Origin of the sequence: Paenibacillus sp. FSL K6-1122 (assembly GCF_037977015.1) — a bacterium.
Lineage (GTDB): Bacteria > Bacillota > Bacilli > Paenibacillales > Paenibacillaceae > Paenibacillus > Paenibacillus amylolyticus.
The window spans coordinates 5,088,328-5,107,083 of the sequence record NZ_CP150272.1 but is presented as its reverse complement, the minus strand read 5'-3'; the positions used below and the strand labels follow the sequence as shown (position 1 = coordinate 5,107,083).

Annotated in this window: 16 protein-coding genes; 9 read left to right on the top strand and 7 right to left on the bottom strand. The window is 47.1% G+C overall.

Features of this window, described 5'->3' with window-relative positions; translation table 11 throughout:
• Positions 1-22: 22 nt before the first annotated feature.
• A complete protein-coding gene (locus NSQ20_RS22985) occupies positions 23-1,327 on the bottom strand; it encodes an ABC transporter substrate-binding protein (RefSeq protein WP_340030940.1) in 1,305 nt (434 codons plus the stop codon).
• Positions 1,328-1,504: 177 nt separating this feature from the next.
• On the opposite strand from NSQ20_RS22985, the gene NSQ20_RS22980 reads away from it, so the two are divergent.
• Both NSQ20_RS22980 and NSQ20_RS22975 read left to right on the top strand, forming a co-directional pair.
• Positions 1,505-3,382 (top strand): histidine kinase, encoded by a 1,878-nt coding sequence (locus NSQ20_RS22980; protein WP_340030939.1) that lies wholly within the window; start codon positions 1,505-1,507, stop codon positions 3,380-3,382.
• Positions 3,383-3,386: 4 nt separating this feature from the next.
• Positions 3,387-4,196 (top strand): response regulator, encoded by an 810-nt coding sequence (locus NSQ20_RS22975; protein ID WP_340030937.1) that lies wholly within the window; start codon positions 3,387-3,389, stop codon positions 4,194-4,196.
• On the opposite strand, the gene NSQ20_RS22970 is transcribed toward NSQ20_RS22975, so the two are convergent.
• From NSQ20_RS22970 to nirB, 4 genes are all read right to left on the bottom strand, one after another.
• Positions 4,197-4,826, bottom strand: coding sequence for a YfbR-like 5'-deoxynucleotidase (locus tag NSQ20_RS22970; RefSeq protein ID WP_074095934.1), 630 nt, complete (start codon positions 4,824-4,826; stop codon positions 4,197-4,199).
• Positions 4,827-5,111: 285 nt separating this feature from the next.
• A complete protein-coding gene (locus NSQ20_RS22965) occupies positions 5,112-5,894 on the bottom strand; it encodes a formate/nitrite transporter family protein (protein ID WP_076318837.1) in 783 nt (260 codons plus the stop codon).
• A 43-nt stretch (positions 5,895-5,937) separates the two neighbouring features.
• Positions 5,938-6,264: a nitrite reductase small subunit NirD gene (gene nirD / locus NSQ20_RS22960; RefSeq protein WP_076254401.1), complete on the bottom strand. Its 327-nt coding sequence runs from the start codon at positions 6,262-6,264 to the stop codon at positions 5,938-5,940.
• Between the two features lie 57 nt (positions 6,265-6,321).
• Complete coding sequence (gene nirB, locus NSQ20_RS22955) at positions 6,322-8,751, bottom strand: nitrite reductase large subunit NirB (RefSeq protein ID WP_338706624.1); 2,430 nt, start codon at positions 8,749-8,751, stop codon at positions 6,322-6,324.
• A gap of 275 nt (positions 8,752-9,026) precedes the next feature.
• On the opposite strand from nirB, the gene NSQ20_RS22950 reads away from it, so the two are divergent.
• Complete coding sequence (locus NSQ20_RS22950; protein ID WP_036615169.1) at positions 9,027-9,734, top strand: metal-dependent hydrolase; 708 nt, start codon at positions 9,027-9,029, stop codon at positions 9,732-9,734.
• 238 nt (positions 9,735-9,972) lie between these two features.
• Here NSQ20_RS22950 and NSQ20_RS22945 read toward each other — a convergent pair whose 3' ends face one another.
• Positions 9,973-10,293, bottom strand: a complete 321-nt coding sequence (locus NSQ20_RS22945) for a hypothetical protein (RefSeq protein WP_036615167.1) — start codon at positions 10,291-10,293, stop codon at positions 9,973-9,975.
• Between the two features lie 158 nt (positions 10,294-10,451).
• On the bottom strand, positions 10,452-11,525 hold the full coding sequence (locus tag NSQ20_RS22940) for a M42 family metallopeptidase (protein ID WP_036615166.1): 1,074 nt from the start codon (positions 11,523-11,525) through the stop codon (positions 10,452-10,454).
• Between the two features lie 696 nt (positions 11,526-12,221).
• Here NSQ20_RS22940 and spoVAC point away from each other — a divergent pair.
• From spoVAC to NSQ20_RS22910, 6 genes are all read left to right on the top strand, one after another.
• Entirely contained in the window at positions 12,222-12,674 is a 453-nt protein-coding gene (gene spoVAC / locus NSQ20_RS22935) for a stage V sporulation protein AC (protein WP_047844446.1), read from the top strand.
• Complete coding sequence (gene spoVAD / locus NSQ20_RS22930; protein ID WP_340030936.1) at positions 12,671-13,687, top strand: stage V sporulation protein AD; 1,017 nt, start codon at positions 12,671-12,673, stop codon at positions 13,685-13,687. The genes spoVAC and spoVAD overlap by 4 nt, the downstream gene beginning before the upstream one ends.
• Before the next feature lie 5 nt (positions 13,688-13,692).
• Positions 13,693-14,043, top strand: coding sequence for a stage V sporulation protein AE (gene spoVAE / locus NSQ20_RS22925; protein ID WP_047843814.1), 351 nt, complete (start codon positions 13,693-13,695; stop codon positions 14,041-14,043).
• 208 nt (positions 14,044-14,251) lie between these two features.
• Positions 14,252-15,208: a MoxR family ATPase gene (locus NSQ20_RS22920; protein WP_036615157.1), complete on the top strand. Its 957-nt coding sequence runs from the start codon at positions 14,252-14,254 to the stop codon at positions 15,206-15,208.
• Positions 15,209-15,274: 66 nt separating this feature from the next.
• The gene (locus NSQ20_RS22915) at positions 15,275-16,459 is read left to right on the top strand and encodes a DUF58 domain-containing protein (protein ID WP_223200005.1); all 1,185 of its coding nucleotides are present in this window, start codon (positions 15,275-15,277) and stop codon (positions 16,457-16,459) included.
• Positions 16,456-18,669, top strand: coding sequence for a transglutaminase domain-containing protein (locus tag NSQ20_RS22910; RefSeq protein ID WP_340030935.1), 2,214 nt, complete (start codon positions 16,456-16,458; stop codon positions 18,667-18,669). The genes NSQ20_RS22915 and NSQ20_RS22910 overlap by 4 nt, the downstream gene beginning before the upstream one ends.
• Positions 18,670-18,756 lie beyond the last annotated feature (87 nt).

Sequence of the window (18,756 nt, the reverse complement as noted above, 5' to 3'; positions counted from 1 at the left end):
TGTTTATCTGCCATATGCGCTGTTACTGCCACTTCTCATCTTTCAGCACTTTGGCTTGTTCAGCACGACGTTTATCAATATTTTGCAAAATCTGATCCGGTGTCATTGCGCCAGCGAACATGCCTGACAAGTCCTTGCCAATATCCATCCATTGTGGATCAATATATTTCACAGCGGCCTGCATGACCGTACCTTTTTCATGATTTTTCTCATAATCAATATAATCCTGTGTCAGCTTTGGTTCGATTTCCGGCCAACAGATCGTCAGGTTGCCTTCACCTTCATCGAACACACGCTGCAGATGATCATGCTCGGTAATCCAACGGAAGAATTTCAGCACTTCTTCGGGTTGTTTACTGTTTTTGTTACCAAACATCGCAGCCGATCCGCCCGGGTTCACACCAATCGTCTGATTATCTCCCCATGGCATGACGAAGAATCCCATATTGTCTTCCATTTCCGGATACGCTTCGGACACTTCCTTTTCCGTCCCTGGAACCCGCAGCAACATCGCTGCTTTCTCCTGACCAAACGCCTCAATTCCCGCTTCTACCGTATTGGACAAGAAGTCTTTGCCGAAATAACCGAGATCCGCAAATTCCTTCAATTGTTCAATGACCGTCTTGAGTTGCGTCATATCTGCGACTTTCATCTCATTGTTGTTTAATTTCTCGTAGGTTCCCGCTGTTGTTTGCTCATAGTTAGGTCCCGTTTCGAACAAAGGCAGAACCTGATACCACCCGCTGGCAGGTGCTTGATAGAACGGAATAATGTCTTTATCCTTAATTTTCTGGCTGATGGCCTTGAATTCGGCATAGGATGTAGGAGGCTCTATGCCGAGCTCTTGGAAGATACGTTTGTTATAGTACACATACCAGATTTTCGTTGGTGCAAAAGAAACCCCGTACACCTTGTCAGTGTGACTGACGGTTGGCAAAATCTCTTCAGACATCCGACCTGTGAATTCTTCATTGGTCAGGTCAATGGCATTTTCCTCCGGTCTTACGTTAGCCGGCATGCTCAGTGGGTCCACATCGACATTGAAAATGTCAGGTGCTTCGCCAGAGGCAAGCTTCACCTTGATCAGGTCCCGCCACTGTGCGTCAGGTACGACCTGAAAGTCAATTTTGACCCCGGTCTCCTGCTCATATTCCTTGGCCATCGTCTGCATGATGCCTGTACGCGGAATACCGGATTGACTTGTTCCAAACGTGAGAGTCACCTTACCCGAACCTTCCGTACTTTTACCTGAGTTGCACCCGGCAAGCAGCAGAGTGGAGAGCAGGAGCACACTTGCAAGTGAAAATAGAAATCGTTTTCTCATCATTGAACCTCCCGAAATATAAAGAAAATTGTCACTTGCCGAAACGCTTAATGTAAGCGTATTCTTATGTGGATAACTTTACTGTGAACAAGGGATGTGCTCAATAGACAAAAGCGTTCTGTTGGGTGGACATTTTCGAATGGTGTGACAGATATCATCATAGGACGAGGTGTGTGTGGATTGCGATATCGATTTGGAACGCTTCAGCAAAGTCTGTTTGCCTATTACTCTGCGGTATTTATTATCTTTTCGCTGATTGTGGCAGGACTCCTGTATGTTTTTCTCGCGAGTGACATCCGTCATCGAAGTGAAGAACAGCAGAGACAACTGGGGGTATCAATCGTCAGTAACTTGGATCAGGAAGTGGTGAAAATGAACAACTTCTCCATGAATATCGTGTACTCCAATCTGGTCAAAGAACACTTCAGTCACTACTTGGCACCAGCGGAGAATAGCGAGCAGACAATGACGAGTGATCCGGCATTGTATAAGGATACAACCACATTAATTGATGTCATTCTTGCGATCATCAGCAGCTCCAATACAGCCAAGCAGGCCAATATCTATGATGTGAATGGCAAGATGCTGGGAGCGGGTGCATTCAACGGTCAACTGTCTGTAGATCTGACTCAGCGACCGTGGTACAAGGAAACCTGGGAGCGGAGTGGATGGCGGGTAATCCAACTGTTAGAGGGCGGAGCTTTGCCCATGCCAACAGGCGAGGGTAAATCAGATCAACCTTACATTTCCCTTACCCGGGTATACAAAGATGGCAACTATGTCAGCCAGGGTGTCGTTGAGATTTTGCAGGATGCCGGAACCCTGTTCCAGCATTTGAATGATTTGCAGACAAATAACGACGATCTTCGGATCTATGTAGTGGATGAACAAAATACACGGCTATATCCACTTTCTTCGGATGCCGATGCTTCTCAAGCAGGCCATTTCGATGATGTGGACTTGATTCAAAATCTTTCATTTCCGCCTGATACGATGCAGGAGATTAGCGATCCTTTGAGTCAGTCCAAACAGATGATGACGTACATGACGTCACAGGAGACGGGATGGACCGTTATTGTCATGCAGTCCAAACAGTCCCTTTTCGCGAGTCTCAACCGGATGGCTGTGATGTTTATCGGTGCCACGTTAGCTACTCTCATGCTGATTCTGATTCTCTCGTATCTGATCTCCAAACGGGTTACTTTGCCGCTGCATCGTTTGCAGCGCATTATTCTCAAAACGGGTGAGAATGATCTGGTATCGGGTCAGGATTCCGGTCAGTTGTTCAAGCTGGAGCATCCCGGTTCTATCCGGGAGATGGATGAGCTGAATGATACGTTTATCCGGCTGAATCAACAGCTTGTGCAATCGTTTCAGGACAGGCTGGCAATGAAATCTCAGGAGACAGAAGCGAGACTACTGGCGCTGCAATCCCAGATGAACCCGCATTTCCTCTATAACAACATCACCAATATTAGCATCATGGCGGAAGAAGGCATGAATGAGCAGATTGTCGCGTTCTGCGCCAATATTGCGTCTATGCTGCGTTATATTTCTACTCCGGGTAAGAACGGGGTTCCACTGTCTCAAGAATTGGATTATTGTGAGCGATATCTGGATTGTATGAAGATTAGGTTTGAAGATGATCTACACTACGAGTTTCATATTCCGGATGAGATGCAACATATTCAGGTTCCAATGTTAATGGTACAACCACTACTCGAAAATGCCATGAAATATGGACTGGGTGATACCCCTCCATGGAAACTGGTTATCACTGGAGAGCTGGATACAGTAGAAGGGACCTGGCAGATCTTCGTGGAAGATAACGGGCCTGGTATGGAACCCGAGGCACTTACAGCAATTCGGCATTACATCGAACAATCACAGGAATGGGAGCGTATGCCGGATCTCGAAATTAATGGGATGGGACTCAAGAATATCTGGGTTCGCTTGAAATTATGGTATGGCACGGCAGCCCACATGCAGATTACGAACAAGCCTTCCGGCGGTGTCCAGATTACCATAGGTGGTTCCATTCGAAAGGAGCATGACTGAACCCATGACAATCAAATATAGAACGATTATTGTGGAAGATGAAGCCCTGATTCGCCGGAATGTCTCGCGCAAATTCAGAGAGCTGGACACCCGGTTCGAGGTGATCGGTGAAGCGCGGAACGGTCAGGAAGCGTTACAGCTGATCGAACATTCCGTACCTGATCTGGTTGTAACCGATATTCAGATGCCGGTGATGAACGGATTGGAACTCGCCAAACATCTGTTTTTTGCCTATCCGCATGTGAAAATTGTCATTCTGAGTGGTTATCATGAATTCGAATATGCACGGCAGGCGATCAGTTACAAAGTGGAGGATTATCTGCTCAAACCATTATCGGAAGAACAGCTTCGGACACTGCTGGATGCGATGGAATTGAAGCTTGGGAGCGCTGTGGATTCGCTTGCGCATGTCAGTGCCGTGCTGGATGAGCAGGTGAAGCCGGAGGATATCGCAGAGGCCATTAAGTTGTATTTGAAGCAGAACTACATGCATGAGATTACACTTCAGGACATGGCGGGACAGATGCATTTTAGTGTGGACTATCTGGGAAAGTGTTTTAAAAAAGTAACAGGGGAGACTCCGCTGAAATATATGACAGGCCTGCGAATAAATGAAGCGAAGCGCATGCTCGTTACTCACGAGAATATGGATATCAAGACCATTGGTGGAGCGGTAGGGTATAGTGATTCCCACTATTTCAGCCGGATCTTCAAAAACAAAACGGGCATGTACCCTAGCGAGTACCGACTGCAATTGCAGGAACGAAAAAAAGCCCTGTCCATGGATGATGAGCACCATGTTGACTTGAGCTGATTACTGGGCCAGAGCTTCTTCGGTTATTTTGCGAATATCAAACGGGGAGCGGATACCTTCTTCGATCATGTCGGGGAGAATCTGTTCCAGGAAATACTGCACACAGTGGAGGTCGATATTTTTGATTTTGACCAAGGCATAACGGTACATAACGATAAATTCTTTCTCCGTATTGCCACGTTGGAGCTCAGCAAAGGCTTCATATACTTGATCCATTTTGTCTGCGACTTCGAGAATCAGTCCTTCAACCGATTGGTCTTTGCCCTCACGCAGCTGTCTGCGGAAAATAGGCTGGAACTCTTCAGGAATATTTTCATTAATAAAATGTTCAACCATGCCTTCTTCCACCTTTTGCAGCATCGAACGCAGCTCCAGTGAATAATGTTTGACGGGTGTTTTAATATCACCGATGAAGATTTCGCCATAATCATGACTGCTCGTAATTTCGTATAACTTCTTCCAATCTATTGTGGTTCCATGTTGCTCCTCAATATCTGCGAGCGTTTTGGCGTACTGTACCACTTTCCAGGAATGAGCGGATACGCTGTGTTCTTCGAATTTGAATTTGCCAGGTGTACGAATAATACGTTCAAGATCATTCAGTGACCTGAAGTATGTGTGAATTCCCATATAAGCGTTCATCCTTTGCTGGTTGAGTATAAGTGTGAGTATCCATCGACTATACGCCAGTTATGTCAACTGTGGATTAACGCGGATAGCGACGAAGGTAAAATGAAGTTTTAATTCTCTATAGAAGGACGAGAGGATGAATGGGAAGCGTACGAGAGAGTAACAGCTTATCGACAAACAATAAAAAGCCACGATGTGTGACTGAACGTGAGTTCGGCATCCATCGTGGCTTCAGTGTGTGTAGATGCTGTGCTCTAGGCTACATAAGTGCAGTTGAATCAAGAATTATGCTTTTTTTCGTACCGGAGAAGTATACCAATACGCCATTCCAACAAAGAGGGCACCGCCGATAATATTACCAAGCGTTACCGGAATCATGTTATGGAACCAGCCTGCCATCGTGATTGTATCCGGGTGGTTTGGCAGCAACCAGGATAAAGACAGCAAAGTCATATTGGCAACACTGTGCTCATAACCACTTGCGATAAATGCGTACAGACACCACCAGATCAGAACAAGTTTGGCGATATCTTCTTTGGAGCGAGCTGCCATCCAGATCGCCAGACAGACGAGCCAGTTACAGAGAATGCCTCGGAAGAACAACTCAGACACGGGCGCCGCCATCTTTTTGGCAGAGACAACGAATAACAGATGTTCCGGTGTGGCCGTTTTGAACAGGCCGCTACCGACAATGAGTAGACTTAATAGAATTGCGCCGAGCAGGTTACCAACAAAGACGAGCCCCCAGTTCTTCAGCGTTTCATTCACTGTGGTTCGGCCTGCCAGTGTACTCATGGTAAAGAACATATTGTTACCTGTAAACAGTTCCGATCCGGCAAAGATGACCAGCGTGAGCGCGAGTCCGAAGGACATGCCCATCAACATGGTTTGCAGTGGTGACTGTGCCGCTAGGAGCGGAGCACCAATACTGAAGATCAGAACGATGCCAAGCCCTACATAGGCACCAGCCATCAAGGCAGCAACCATATATCGTGACAGGCTTGCGTTCATTTGATCCCGTTTTTTAACCGCAGCTTCAATAATTCCCTCAACACTTGGTGTATACATCACGGTTTCCCCCATTATTTTGCATCAATCTTTGAACGTTTCGCTATATTTCGATCCAAACCTGGCCGTTCTCTACCTTTACCGGATACATCTGTACTTGACCGTTGTCCGGTGCTTGCACAAGACCTGTAGTCAGGTCAATTTTCCAATCATACAGCGGATCGTACAGATAATGCCCGGACACGATGCCTTCAGCCAGCGGCCCACCCTTAGGATGGGGGTTGTGATTATCCGCAGCGAAGATGGTACCATCCGATGCAAGAAAGACAGCAAGCTGATGGTCCTTAATCTCAACTACTCTTCCGATTCGTGGCAGGAATTCTTCAACTACTCCGGCAGGGAAGTAGGTGCCTGATTGTTTTGTCGTCATCTTAAACCACTCCTTATCTATATTTAACATTCCGGCAGTATTAATCTGCAAGCTTACTTATGGACGAGCTGATACTTCGATGCCATGGAACATTTTACTTTGGCCTTCTTCATTGCGAATCGCTTTTTGCCAAGGTTCTTCAACATGCTCAAGTGCAAATTCAATCCGCTGCATCAACGCTTTACGTTCCTCAAGGTTATCCACAACAACCGAACGAATATGCTCCAGACCCATGCGTTCCACCCACTCGGACGTCCGTTCCAGATAGTTACCTGTCTCGCGGTAATATTGCATGATGGCGCCGCACAGTTCAATCAACTCTTCATCCGTTTTCACTTTGCATAAGGGATCAGCCAGTCTTGCTTTAATACCGCCGTTACCACCGATGAAGATCTCCCAGCCTCCGTCGTTACCAACGATACCGATATCTTTGGTACATGCCTCTGCACAGTTTCGCGGACAACCGTTGACGGCATATTTAAACTTGGCTGGCAGATCCAGACGTTCGAATTTACGTTCGATGCGAGCACCCATGGCCATGGAATCCTGTGTACCGAATCGGCAGAATTGGGAGCCGACACATGTTTTGACCGTACGCAGCGATTTGGCGTATGCATAACCTGAAGGCATATCCAGTTCAGCCCAGACTTTGGTCAGATCTTCTTTTTTAACACCAATCAAGTCGAGACGCTGACCGCCGGTAACTTTGACTGCTTTCACATCATATTTGACTGAAACGTCAGCGATGCGTTTGAGGTCCGCTGGTGTAGTCACCCCGCCGTACATCCGAGGTACAACCGTATACGTTCCATCTTTTTGAATATTCGCGTTCATCCGTTCGTTAACAAAACGGGATTCTTTCTCATCTTCGTGTGTGTCTGGTGCAATCATGCCAAGGTAGTAGTTGATCGCCGGACGACATTTGGAACAACCTTCTGGCTGACTCCAACCCAGTACATTCATGACCTCTTTGGTCGTTTGTAATCCTTTTTCACGAATCTCGGCTACAATCTCATCCCGTCCCATGGAAGTACATCCGCAGATGCCCTGTTTAGCCCCAGTACTGAAACTGTCTCCAAGTACATATTGCAGAATCTGTTCCACAACCGGTTTACACCCACCACAAGAGCGTGTTGCACCGGTACAGGCTTTGATTTCATCAACAGTGGTAAGGCCCTGGTTTGTAATTACATCAACAATGGTTCCTTTGGTTACCCCGTTACATCCACAGACGATTTCGTCCTCGGGCATCGTTTCAACAGAGGTTGCTTTCTTATGACCGCCGCAGCCTGTACCCATGAGTGAACCATACAATTCTTCGGTCATTTCGGTTTGATTTTTAATCAGTTTCTGCAATTCGGCAGAATCCGTAATGTCACCGAAGAGAACAGCGCCGACCATTTTATTATCACGAAGCAGAATTTTTTTGTAGGTCCGTTTCCAGTCATCTTTGTGCGAAATGACGGTGTGCTCTGGGCTGTCGATGAATTCACCAGTTGAAAACACGTCCACACCCGAAATTTTCAATTTCGTGGATACAACTGAACCTTCATAAGGAGCGGTCTCCACACCGCAGATATGTTTCGCCAGAATCATACCTTGTTCAAACAATGGGGCAACGAGGCCGTAACATACCCCGCGGTGCTCTGTACATTCCCCGACCGAATACACATTCTCAAGTGAAGTCTGCATATAGTCATTCACGACAATACCCCGGTTCACTTCCATACCGCTTTCGCGGGCTACAGCCGTATTGGGTTTGATGCCTACAGCCATGACCACAAAATCAACATTCAGAACCGTATCATCTGCAAAACGTATCCCTTCAACGCGTTCGCCGCCCAGCAGTTCGGAAGTCTGCGCACCCATCTTGAACCGGATACCCTGACGTTCGAGTTCTGCCTTCAACATGGATGAAGCTTGCGGATCAAGCTGACGCTCCATCAGATCTTCCATCAGATGCACTACGGTAACTTCCATGCCAAGTTGTACCAACCCTTTGGCAGCTTCAAGGCCTAGCAGTCCGCCCCCGATAACGGCCGCTCTTTTATACTGCTTAGCAGCTTCCAGCATGACATTGCAATCGGCGATATCGCGAAAACCAACAACACCCTCTTTGTCATGTCCCGGTACGGGGAGAATGAAGGAGTTGGAGCCTGTTGCAATGATGATTTTGTCATAAGGAACGCGAGTTCCATCTTCAGTCACAACTTCGTGTGTCTCGGCATCGATTCGTGTAACCGTTGTGCCTGTGTGCAGCGTAATGCCGTAATCTTCATACCAGTGAAGGTCGTTCAGCACGATATCGTCCAGTGTTTTGCTTCCTTCCAGTACATAAGACAACATAATGCGGTTGTAGTTAGGATAGGGCTCTGTGCCAAAAACGGTAATATCAAATCGCGTAGTTAATTTTAAAATTTGCTCAACGGTACTAATTCCTGCCATTCCGTTACCTATGATAACGAGTTTCTCTTTTTTTCCGTTCATGTGTGTATGCCTCCTTGAATAGACGCTGTACATTACTCAAAATTTTAGTGGTTTATATTTGAAATTATACAAGTAGTTGACGACAGTTTATGTGATTTAATTCACTAATAAGGATAGAAGAGTCATAAATATAATAGTGTGAGCCCCATCACAGAAAGTTATATTTATTTTCATACAAATAAGAAATGCGAACTATTGTTCTTATTTTGTTTTCGTTGTAAAATCGGAACTGGGCCGTAATGTTCCCGATTTCTTCGAAAGGACGTTTTTGCATCATGATGGGAAGATCCCACCTTATTATCGGGACAGGCGTGTCGCTTTCTGTTCTGCAGTTGGCCGGTATGCCAGTGACCGCGCCAGCAGTTACGGTTGCTCTGATTGGTTCGTTATTGCCTGACATTGATGAGCCAAATTCGCTACTGGTATCCAGAGCCTTGCCTAACAGTCTGATCAGGTTGTTACAGACGATTCTGTTGCCCACAGCTGTATTTGTGTACTTCTATGTTCATGCCAAACCATGGAACCTGTTGCTTGCGATCCTCATTGCGCTCGTGTCATTCCTGCCTTCGCGTTCGCTTCGCAAAGTGTTGATGTTTGCGATTGGACTCGGGCTGGTCTTTTATGGTCACGCGTTCGCACCGTGGAACTTGATTGCAGGCAGTTTGTTAATGCTCTGCACCACACTGACTCATAGGGGACTGACACATACCCTGTACGGAACCGCAATATGGGCGGGCTTGTTGTACAGCACGACCCAGCAGCAGGGACCGGAGATCTGGGTAGCGGGAGGCACGGCATATGCGATGCATCTGTTGGCCGATTCACTAACCAATCGGGGTATTCGTCCGTTACCACCGCTCAAGTGGCGCATACGGGTGAATCTGATGAGTACAGGGACCAAGCGTGGGGCCGTTGTAGAGAATGTCTGCATTGTGCTTACTCTTATTTTGGCCTGGATTGCATTCTCACCGCTATTTCTATAGCCATCCAAAAACGCCAGCCCACATATTGCGGGCTGGCGTTTACAGGAATGCACTTCATAATGATTGGATCGTGGATCGTAATAACCTAGCCAATTCAGGATTGAGAAGGAGAATCAGTCAGGTCGTCAATATCGGAAGAACCAAATACAAATAAAACAACAAGAATGACAATGATCAGTAGTTCAGCGAACCCATTTCCGTCAAAGTCAGACATCACTTCAACCTCATTTCTTGGTGTTTAGGAATTGATTCTCTGTTGGAAAGCCCGTATAACGTCATTCAACGTCATATCACCACCGATCTCATCGAGGAATTGCACCAGTTTGTCTTGATTCGATGGTGTAATATTTTGTAGCGATTTATACTGCCCAACCAGTTCAACGACCAGTGTAGCTTCTCGAAACAACGTGACCGCATCCACTCTTAACTTCCCACTTACCAGTAATGCTGCAACGATAAGTTCCAGATTTCTTCCTTTAAGGTTGCCATTGAGAAGGGTGTTTGCGGCATTTGTTTTTTTGGAACCTTTATTCGATTTTCCATTCCTTCTCACTGCCATAACAGGTCCCCCGCTGCTTGGTGTTTAATTCATCTTCCGTTATTGTATCTTATGTGTAATTCCCTATAATGTTCGGCCTATTAATCTACGTGTCTAACTGATATCGTTATGAATATAAAAAGAGACCTCCCGATGGTTAGGAGGTCTCTTTTTAGCTATTACGCGTTATTAATTATGGTATTCATCGTTGTCCGATCCAGACCTTTGACCAGCTTCACGATCAGTTCTTTGGCCGCATCGTAGTCATCCGTATGAATGATGGAAGAAGAGGTATGGATATAACGTGCGCAGATACCAACAACTATTGATGGTACACCAATGCCACTCAGGTGAACTTGACCTGCATCGGTACCACCTGGTGAGATGAAATACTGCATTTTAATCTGATTGGATGAAGCCGTATCTTGAACATATTCCACCATTCCGCGATGGGTGAACATACCCGGGTCAAAAATACGAAGCAATGCGCCTTCTCCGATATGTCCAAATGACTGTTTGTCACCTGTCATATCATTCGCCGCGCTACAGTCCAGTGCAAAGAAGATATCAGGCTGAATCAGATTGGCCGCCGTACGTGCACCGCGAAGCCCCAGCTCTTCCTGAACCGTTGCACCAGCATAAAGCGTGTTAGGCAGTTTTTCCTTGTGCAGCGCTTCAACCAGTTCAAGTGCAAGTCCTACGCCGTAACGATTATCCCACGCTTTGGCCATAATTTTTTTCGGGTTCGCCATAGGCGTAAATTCACAGATCGGCACGATCTGCATCCCTGGATGAATGCCCCAGGATTCTGCTTCCGCACGGTTGTCTGCTCCAATATCGAGATACATGGAATTCAGATCCACAGGTTTGTTCCGCTGGGACTCGTCCAGCAAGTGTGCAGGTGTAGAACCTACAACTCCGGTAATCCGACGATCAGGTGTGATGATTTCCAATCGTTGAGACAGTACAGCCTGACTCCACCATCCACCCAGTGGACGGAACTTGATCATACCTGTTTCGGTAATGCCAGTAGTCATGAAACCTACTTCGTCAAAGTGTCCGGCTACCATAACTTTAGGACCGGATTCCTCCCCGCGTAATACACCAAATAGACTCCCCAGGCGATCCTGGACGAACTCATCGGTATAAGCGGAAAGCTTATCTTTCATCCAGCCGCGAAGCTCACGTTCAAAACCGGATGCTGAAGGAAATTCCGTCAACGTACGAAACATATCCATCGTTTTTTCATTCATGTGTCAACAACTCCTCTGTTGGTATGTATTTCAGGTCACAGTAGAACGGCTACCCGCCTGTTGTCCTTTAAGATGTAGTTCAAAAAGTCTTTTATCTTTTTGAACACGCACTTTAATATGCTGAGGACTTGTTATTTAACCACTGGTCACATTACAGTATGAACCTTGCGCAAGTGATTGTCCATGTTTATGTCACGTATTTAAGGCATATTTTGGGCACTTACCGTGTCCAAGTTTCATGACTCTATCCGCTGTAGTCGTAGTCCTGATACCACTTCAATGAATATGAATATATGGAGGAGATGTCATCATTTTGTGAAGTTCTTATTTCAATATTTGTTTGTCTGTCTACAGGAAGGAGCTAAATATCCAATGAAGCCTCCAGAAGAGGGCACGGAAAAAGTACTGTTTATCGTTCTTTTTATCTTGCTCGTGATTGTTCTTCTTTATTTATAGACTATCTAAAAGTCCTCAGATCCGGCGTATTCCCATCTTGCTCTCACAACATGATCTTGTTGGAAACATATGCTGTCTGTCGCCGGATACATAACCTTCCGATTATTAACAAACAATGAATATAGGATTACACACATTGGCATTCAGCCGTAGCTTTGAACCATTTTCACATAGAGGAGGTCTTGTATATTGCCAGCTCAATCTGCATCCGGAAGCGAAAAAAAATCGTCGTCCCTGTCCATGGATGAAAAGGAGTACAAAAAAGTCGCAAAAAAACATGAGCCGCCTCGTCCAATCCTGAAAAATTGCCTCAAAGCATTTCTGGTTGGGGGTACCGTCTGTTTGATTGGACAGGCCATTCAAGAGGCTTTTATGGCCGGTTTCGACATGACATCGAAGGAAGCTTCCAGTCCTACGGTAGCGGTCATGATTCTCATATCGGTTATTCTAACGTGTCTCGGCGTTTACGATAAAATGGCTCAATGGGCAGGAGCGGGAACGGCTGTGCCGGTTACCGGATTTGCCAATTCCATGTGTTCTGCTGCACTGGAACATCGGGCTGAAGGACTGGTGCTCGGTGTAGGGGCCAACATGTTTAAACTTGCTGGTTCCGTTATTGTGTTTGGTGTCGTGGCAGCATTTGTCGTAGGGATCGTTTATGCCTTTTTGGGATTTGGAGGTGGGCACCTTTGAAACGATTGGGTCGCCAGACATGGCAGTTTGAGAATCGTCCGCGGATCATCGGTAAAGCCGCAGTTGTAGGACCAGAAGAAGGCGAGGGTCCATTGTCATCTGATTTCGATTATGTCTACGACAACCTCGAGATCGGCGAGAAAACGTGGGAAAAGGGAGAACGTAAACTGCTCGAACAGGCCTCCCAACTGGCTTTGATAAATGCAAATATCACCAAGGAAGAGCTTCAATTTTTTGTTGGTGGAGATCTGATGAACCAGATTATCAGCAGTTCCTTTTCAGCGCGAAAACTGGGTGTGCCTTACTTGGGTGTCTTTGGAGCCTGTTCTACTTCCATGGAAACGTTAGCGTTAGCGTCCATGATTGTTGACTCCGGAGCTGGCGATTATGTCCTTGCAGGAACGGTGAGCCACAACTGTACGGTGGAGAAACAATTTCGGTATCCGACGGAGTATGGCTCCCAAAAGCCGCCTTATGCGCAATATACCGTCACAGGAGCAGGGTGTGGTGTGGTCTCCCGTACGGGTGATGGTCCCGTTGTTACCAAAGCCACCATTGGACGCATTATGGATTTGGGCATCAAAGATCCCTTTAATATGGGTTCAGCCATGGCGCCAGCAGCAGCCGACACTATAATCTCTCATTTCAGGGATACGGGATTGGAACCCGGCTATTATGATCTCATTGTGACCGGGGATTTGGCTTCCGTCGGTCTGCCAATTACGAAAGAGCTTTTGCAAAAAGAAGGCATTCCCATGGAACAGACAGTTTTTAATGACTGCGGCCTGATGATCTATGATCGGGAGAAACAGCCTTATGTGGTTGCCGGGGGAAGTGGCTGCGGATGTTCTGCCACCGTCACCTATGGTCATATTTTGAACCGAATGCAGAAGGGTGATCTTAAACGGGTGCTCGTCGTAGCTACCGGGGCACTGTTGTCTCCAATTTCGTACCAGCAGGGTGAAAGTATTCCTTGTATTGCACATGCCGTAGCCATAGAAATGGAGGGATAAAGGTAATGCAGTTCTTGTGGGCATTTATTGTTGGCGGTTTGATCTGTGTTGTCGGACAGCTTCTAATGGATGGGGTTAAACTGACGCCAGCTCATACCATGAGTACACTTGTTGTGACAGGTGCGCTTGCGGATGCATTTGGCGTGTATGACCCCTTGGTTAAATTTGCAGGTGCAGGCGCTACCATCCCCATCACAAGTTTCGGTAATTCCTTGGTGCACGGGGCATTGACGGAGCTGGAAAAAGAGGGATGGCTGGGTGTGATTACAGGGATTTTTGACCTGACTGCGGCGGGGATTTCGTCAGCGATCATCTTTTCTTTTCTCGCGGCATTGGTCGTTAGACCAAAAGGCTAACATAGAATGAGGAATCTCCTTGAACATATTGCGATTCAGCAGAGGCTTCGGATAACTTCTATCCGGGCCTTTTTTGTCGTATTCATGCGAGAACTGCGGTGAATCTGACGGGCTGGAAACAAATTGTGAGGTCCTTCGAGTGTACTCGTGACTCTGGATCATGTACAATAAAAGGAAATCTGTATGCTTTTTTAGGAGGTTAGACCACATGCCTGTGCGCAAAGAGTCGATCCAAATCATATCCGCAGTTCGTTCTAATCTGGAATCCTGTATTATGGGGAAATCCTTTGAAATTCAACTTTTACTTACAGCTTTGCTTGCAGGCGGGCACGTTCTGATTGAAGACGTACCGGGAACTGGCAAAACGCAGTTAATCAAGGCGTTATCGAAATCCATGCGTGGTGAGTACCGGCGTATTCAATGTAATCCTGATATTTTACCTAGTGATATTACCGGCGTATCTGTGTTCCATCCGAAGGATGAGCGTTTTTATTTCCGGCCAGGTCCTGTGATGACCAACATTTTGCTAGCTGATGAGATTAATCGGGCCACAACAAAAACCCAATCGGCTCTGCTCGAAGTGATGGAGGAGCGCAGTGTAACCGTTGATGGCGATACGTATGATCTGCCTCATCCATTCATGCTCTGTGCAACTCAGAATCCGATTGATTTTGAAGGTACGTATACTTTGCCGGAAGCACAACTCGACCGGTTTATGTTGAAAATAAGTCTGGGTTATCCCGATAAAGAAATTGAGAAAATCCTATTGAAACAGCATCAGCTCGGTCAACCTGTAGATCGCCTTGAATCCGTGACTCATATGGACCAGATCTCGGCAATTCAGCAGGAGATTAAAGAGGTCTTTATCGGTGATCCGGTCATGGACTATTTGCTGGATGTTGTTCGTCAAACCCGCTCCCACCCATCTGTATTGCTGGGTGCCAGCCCACGGGCAGCCATATCGTTCATGATGGCCGTAAAAGCCTTTGCTTTCTTACAGGAACGTGATTATGTGCTTCCGGATGATGTGAAAACGATGGCCCCTTATGTGATCTCTCATCGTATTGTGCTTCGTCCCGAATCGAGACTGGACAGTATGAGTTCCGAGGCCGTTTTGAATGCCGTACTCCAGCAAGTACGCGTGCCCGTCTCCATGGGGCAATAGTTCATGAAGCCGCTTTTGAGAACAGTCAATAGAGGGTTACGCCACCCACGCGTATGGAGCATCGCAATGGTGTGGATGTGCTGTCTGGCTTATGTTTTGTTTCAGGGCGGGAAGACATCCCTTATGTTGCTGTCGATGGTTACCCTGCTCTGTGTGTACCTTGCCATTGCTGGATTTAGCGGGGTAAGACGTGCTCAAGGAGTTCGTAGGTTATCTTCTGGTCCAGACCACGAAGAATTGCTGCATGCGGGTGACCAGGTTCAAGTACAGCTGAGTCTGACGATTCCGGGATTCCTCCCGCTTCCCTATGTTGTTGTGCGTGAAATGCTGCATCGGCATAACGGAGAATCGTGGTCGTTCAAGGAAAGTTTGATTCCCAATATGCGAGGTAATGGGGAGCTGTCATTCCAGACGCCACCACTTGAGCGGGGGAAGTATGTTTTTTCAGAAACGGAATGTGCCAGCGAGGACATATTCGGACTGATTGAACATCGAGGAAAGTTTAAGGCCAAAGGTGAGTTTCGCGTACTGCCAAGAACGGTATTTATTCCATATTGGCAGCTTTACGACCGCAAATCACGGTTATCCGGTCCTCAGACGGCGTTAACCCGCTCACGGAGAGAGACCACTCAGATCAATGGTGTACGTGACTACGTATACGGAGATCGACTTTCCCGCATTCACTGGAATGCAACGGCAAAGACAGGGAACTGGAAGTCCAAGGAGTTTGAACATGAGTCTGTGCCCAAAACCGTTCTGGTTTTGGATGCGCTGGCATCAAGTTATGAACATGGGGATGCATTTGAAATTGCCGTTTCCACGGCTGCCTCTCTGCTGGAGTATGGTGTCAGGGAACGAATGGGGATGGGGTTGTTGACATTGTCAGACCAGACATCCTTCATGGCCCCCAGTGAAAGTCTGATGGAACGACAGAAGATGATGCATCATCTGGTGGATATTCAATATAACGGTCAGGATACCCATTTGTTGCCCGGCGTGGAAAGAATCGCACGTCAACTGCCTCAGGGAGCTTACTTTGTTGTGATTTCTCCCCAGAAGGATGAAAAAATAATGGAACTGTTGCGCTGGGCCGATACGCGGGGTATGACTCCATGTCATATTCTGATCGATACCAGTGAATCCCGCCGGAGTGCCGAGTGGAATGCCATGTTGCGTGGAAGAGGCACGAGGTCATTCACTGTTTCTCACTTGCAGGAGCTTCCAACGGTGATGGGGGGAGGTTCTGTATGAGTACAAAAGGAAATGAAAGTATTGCAGGCAAACGATCCTGGTATCATGCAGCGTCATTGCTCTGGATTTTCCTGATTGGAATGCAGTGGATTTCATTTACGCAGGAATCGTGGTACACGGAGACAACTTCTCTGGTCTTATGGACACTTGCAGCGGTCAGTGTGCTGGAGGTCATTCTGCCCTTCAAAACGATCTATCGGGCGATCATCAAGGCGGTCGTTGTTGGTTACATTTTGCATAAAACGCTAATTGATTATACGGTATACATCCCTTATGGTTCTTTAACGGACCGAGCGGAACAATTCATATTACACATGACGCCGTACATCTGGTTCTCCCTGTGTGCATGGGTGATGCTTGAGGCTGCGCTTCGCCTCGTGACCACAACACGTCGCATTCTTGTTTTTCTGGGTGTTAACATCATTTCGATGGGGATTCTCGATTCTTTCACCCAGATTCCACTCTGGATTGAAATCGCGTGGGTGATGTTTGCGGGGATGGGATGGCTCGTATGTCAGCATTTCCGTAACTATCAGCTACAGTATCCACAAGGTTGGAAACGAATCATCCGGTATCCTTATAAAGTCCTGGCCAATATTGCCATTATCTTTTCTTTGATTATTGTAGCCAGCGTTAATATGCCGGAGATTCCACCCACCTTGACGGACCCATATACGGCGTGGCGTAACTATACCGGAACTTCCACAAGTCAGGCTGGTAACGGAAACCTTGATATTCCCGCGGCTACCGAATCGGGATACAGCAGGGAAGACAATCAGCTTGGCGGAGGATTCAACTTCGACTATACCCCTGTCATGTCTGTCACGACCAATGAGCGCAGTTACTGGCGCGGTGAGACACGTGCAGAGTATACAGGCACAGGTTGGGATGACCGTGGACGGGGTACGACAGAGAATGTTCAAGCTGGACAGCCTCTGGAGAACCAAGAATCCGGTAATGTGAATACCAAACAAGTAACTCAGAACGTAACGATGCTGAATGATAATGTCTATCCGATTCTCTTTGGTGCTTATTCGATCTCGGAAGTGAGCTCTATTAATGGTGAGGACAGAACGGAACGGATGTTGTGGAATGCCGAACAGGCTGAACTGCATGTGGTGACAGACCGTCAGCAACCACAGTATCCCAAGACATATACTATCGTATCGGAAGTCCCTGTGATTGTGGAAGATGAGCTTCGTACGAAGTCATTTGAAGATCTGTATAACAGTAATTCTGCAGATGATATGTACTTGCAGTTACCATCCCGTTTCCCTGACCGGGTTTCGAATCTGGCAGCAGAGATAACGGCATCTGCGAATACTCCGTATGAAAAAGTGGCATTACTGCAAAACTATTTACAAACTAATTTTGAATACACAAACAATCCGGATTTATCTCGAAAAGTAAGCAGCGACTTTGTGGAAGGTTTCCTGTTCGATATTATGGAAGGCTACTGTGACTACTTCTCCACTGCGCTGGTGATGATGGCGCGCTCGGAGGGCATTCCTGCAAGGTGGGTTAAAGGTTATGCGCCTGGACAATTGTCCCTGAATTCGGACATGCAGGCCCCACGTCAACCTGGTGCGGAGATTGAGACGACCTACACCGTTACCAATGCAGATGCACACTCCTGGGCAGAGGTTTATTTTGGTGAGTATGGCTGGATTCCTGTTGAAGCAACGCCGGGCTTTGATATGCCGCTGCTGACGGAACAGCCTGATGTACAACCTGTAGATGAGCCTGAAGAAGAGCCAGAAGAGGAGCCGGTACAAGAGGAAGAGCAGACCCCTGCACCTGAGCAGACTTCGTCTGCCATCCCAACTTTTGTTATCTGGGCTGCAGGAGCCATTATAGTATTGTGGGTAGCATACATGTTCTGGCGTAATCGTTTCTCCATGCGATTCTTCCTGCTTCGTCTACGGACAGGTGGACCGCTCACCCCTGAACAGAAGGTAGTGGCAGAGACCGAGCGTTGGATTCAGTATGTGAAACGCAAAGGGTTGACCCGGAGCGGAGACGAGACACTTCGTGAATCGGTAGCCCGCTGGAGCCAGGCAAAACCTGCTGCAGAAGCAACATTTTATGAGCTTCTCACGAAGTTTGAACAGACTCGTTACAGTCCGGCGTCCGTAACTGCCGACGACTGGAAGGGCGTCTATCAGACCGCCTTGAAGCTGCGGAAGGAACTGAAAGCGGAACGGGCATAGTTGTTGCCCGTCCCGTTTTTCCTTTTTTCCTATGCCATCAGGCGCTGTATGCATTTTCAGGAAAGACGGATTTGTGATATAGTGTGT

Excerpts from the sequence above, each read along its gene's own strand:
- NSQ20_RS22985 (WP_340030940.1), bottom strand. The coding sequence starts at position 1,327 with ATGATGAGAAAACGATTTCTATTTTCACTTGCAAGTGTGCTCCTGCTC.
- NSQ20_RS22975 (WP_340030937.1), top strand. The coding sequence starts at position 3,387 with ATGACAATCAAATATAGAACGATTATTGTGGAAGATGAAGCCCTGATT.
- NSQ20_RS22970 (WP_074095934.1), bottom strand. The coding sequence starts at position 4,826 with ATGGGAATTCACACATACTTCAGGTCACTGAATGATCTTGAACGTATT.
- NSQ20_RS22965 (WP_076318837.1), bottom strand. The coding sequence starts at position 5,894 with ATGTATACACCAAGTGTTGAGGGAATTATTGAAGCTGCGGTTAAAAAA.
- nirD (WP_076254401.1), bottom strand. The coding sequence starts at position 6,264 with ATGACGACAAAACAATCAGGCACCTACTTCCCTGCCGGAGTAGTTGAA.
- nirB (WP_338706624.1), bottom strand. The coding sequence starts at position 8,751 with ATGAACGGAAAAAAAGAGAAACTCGTTATCATAGGTAACGGAATGGCA.
- NSQ20_RS22950 (WP_036615169.1), top strand. The coding sequence starts at position 9,027 with ATGATGGGAAGATCCCACCTTATTATCGGGACAGGCGTGTCGCTTTCT.
- NSQ20_RS22945 (WP_036615167.1), bottom strand. The coding sequence starts at position 10,293 with ATGGCAGTGAGAAGGAATGGAAAATCGAATAAAGGTTCCAAAAAAACA.
- NSQ20_RS22940 (WP_036615166.1), bottom strand. The coding sequence starts at position 11,525 with ATGAATGAAAAAACGATGGATATGTTTCGTACGTTGACGGAATTTCCT.
- spoVAC (WP_047844446.1), top strand. The coding sequence starts at position 12,222 with ATGGATGAAAAGGAGTACAAAAAAGTCGCAAAAAAACATGAGCCGCCT.
- spoVAE (WP_047843814.1), top strand. The coding sequence starts at position 13,693 with ATGCAGTTCTTGTGGGCATTTATTGTTGGCGGTTTGATCTGTGTTGTC.
- NSQ20_RS22920 (WP_036615157.1), top strand. The coding sequence starts at position 14,252 with ATGCCTGTGCGCAAAGAGTCGATCCAAATCATATCCGCAGTTCGTTCT.
- NSQ20_RS22915 (WP_223200005.1), top strand. The coding sequence starts at position 15,275 with ATGGTGTGGATGTGCTGTCTGGCTTATGTTTTGTTTCAGGGCGGGAAG.
- NSQ20_RS22910 (WP_340030935.1), top strand. The coding sequence starts at position 16,456 with ATGAGTACAAAAGGAAATGAAAGTATTGCAGGCAAACGATCCTGGTAT.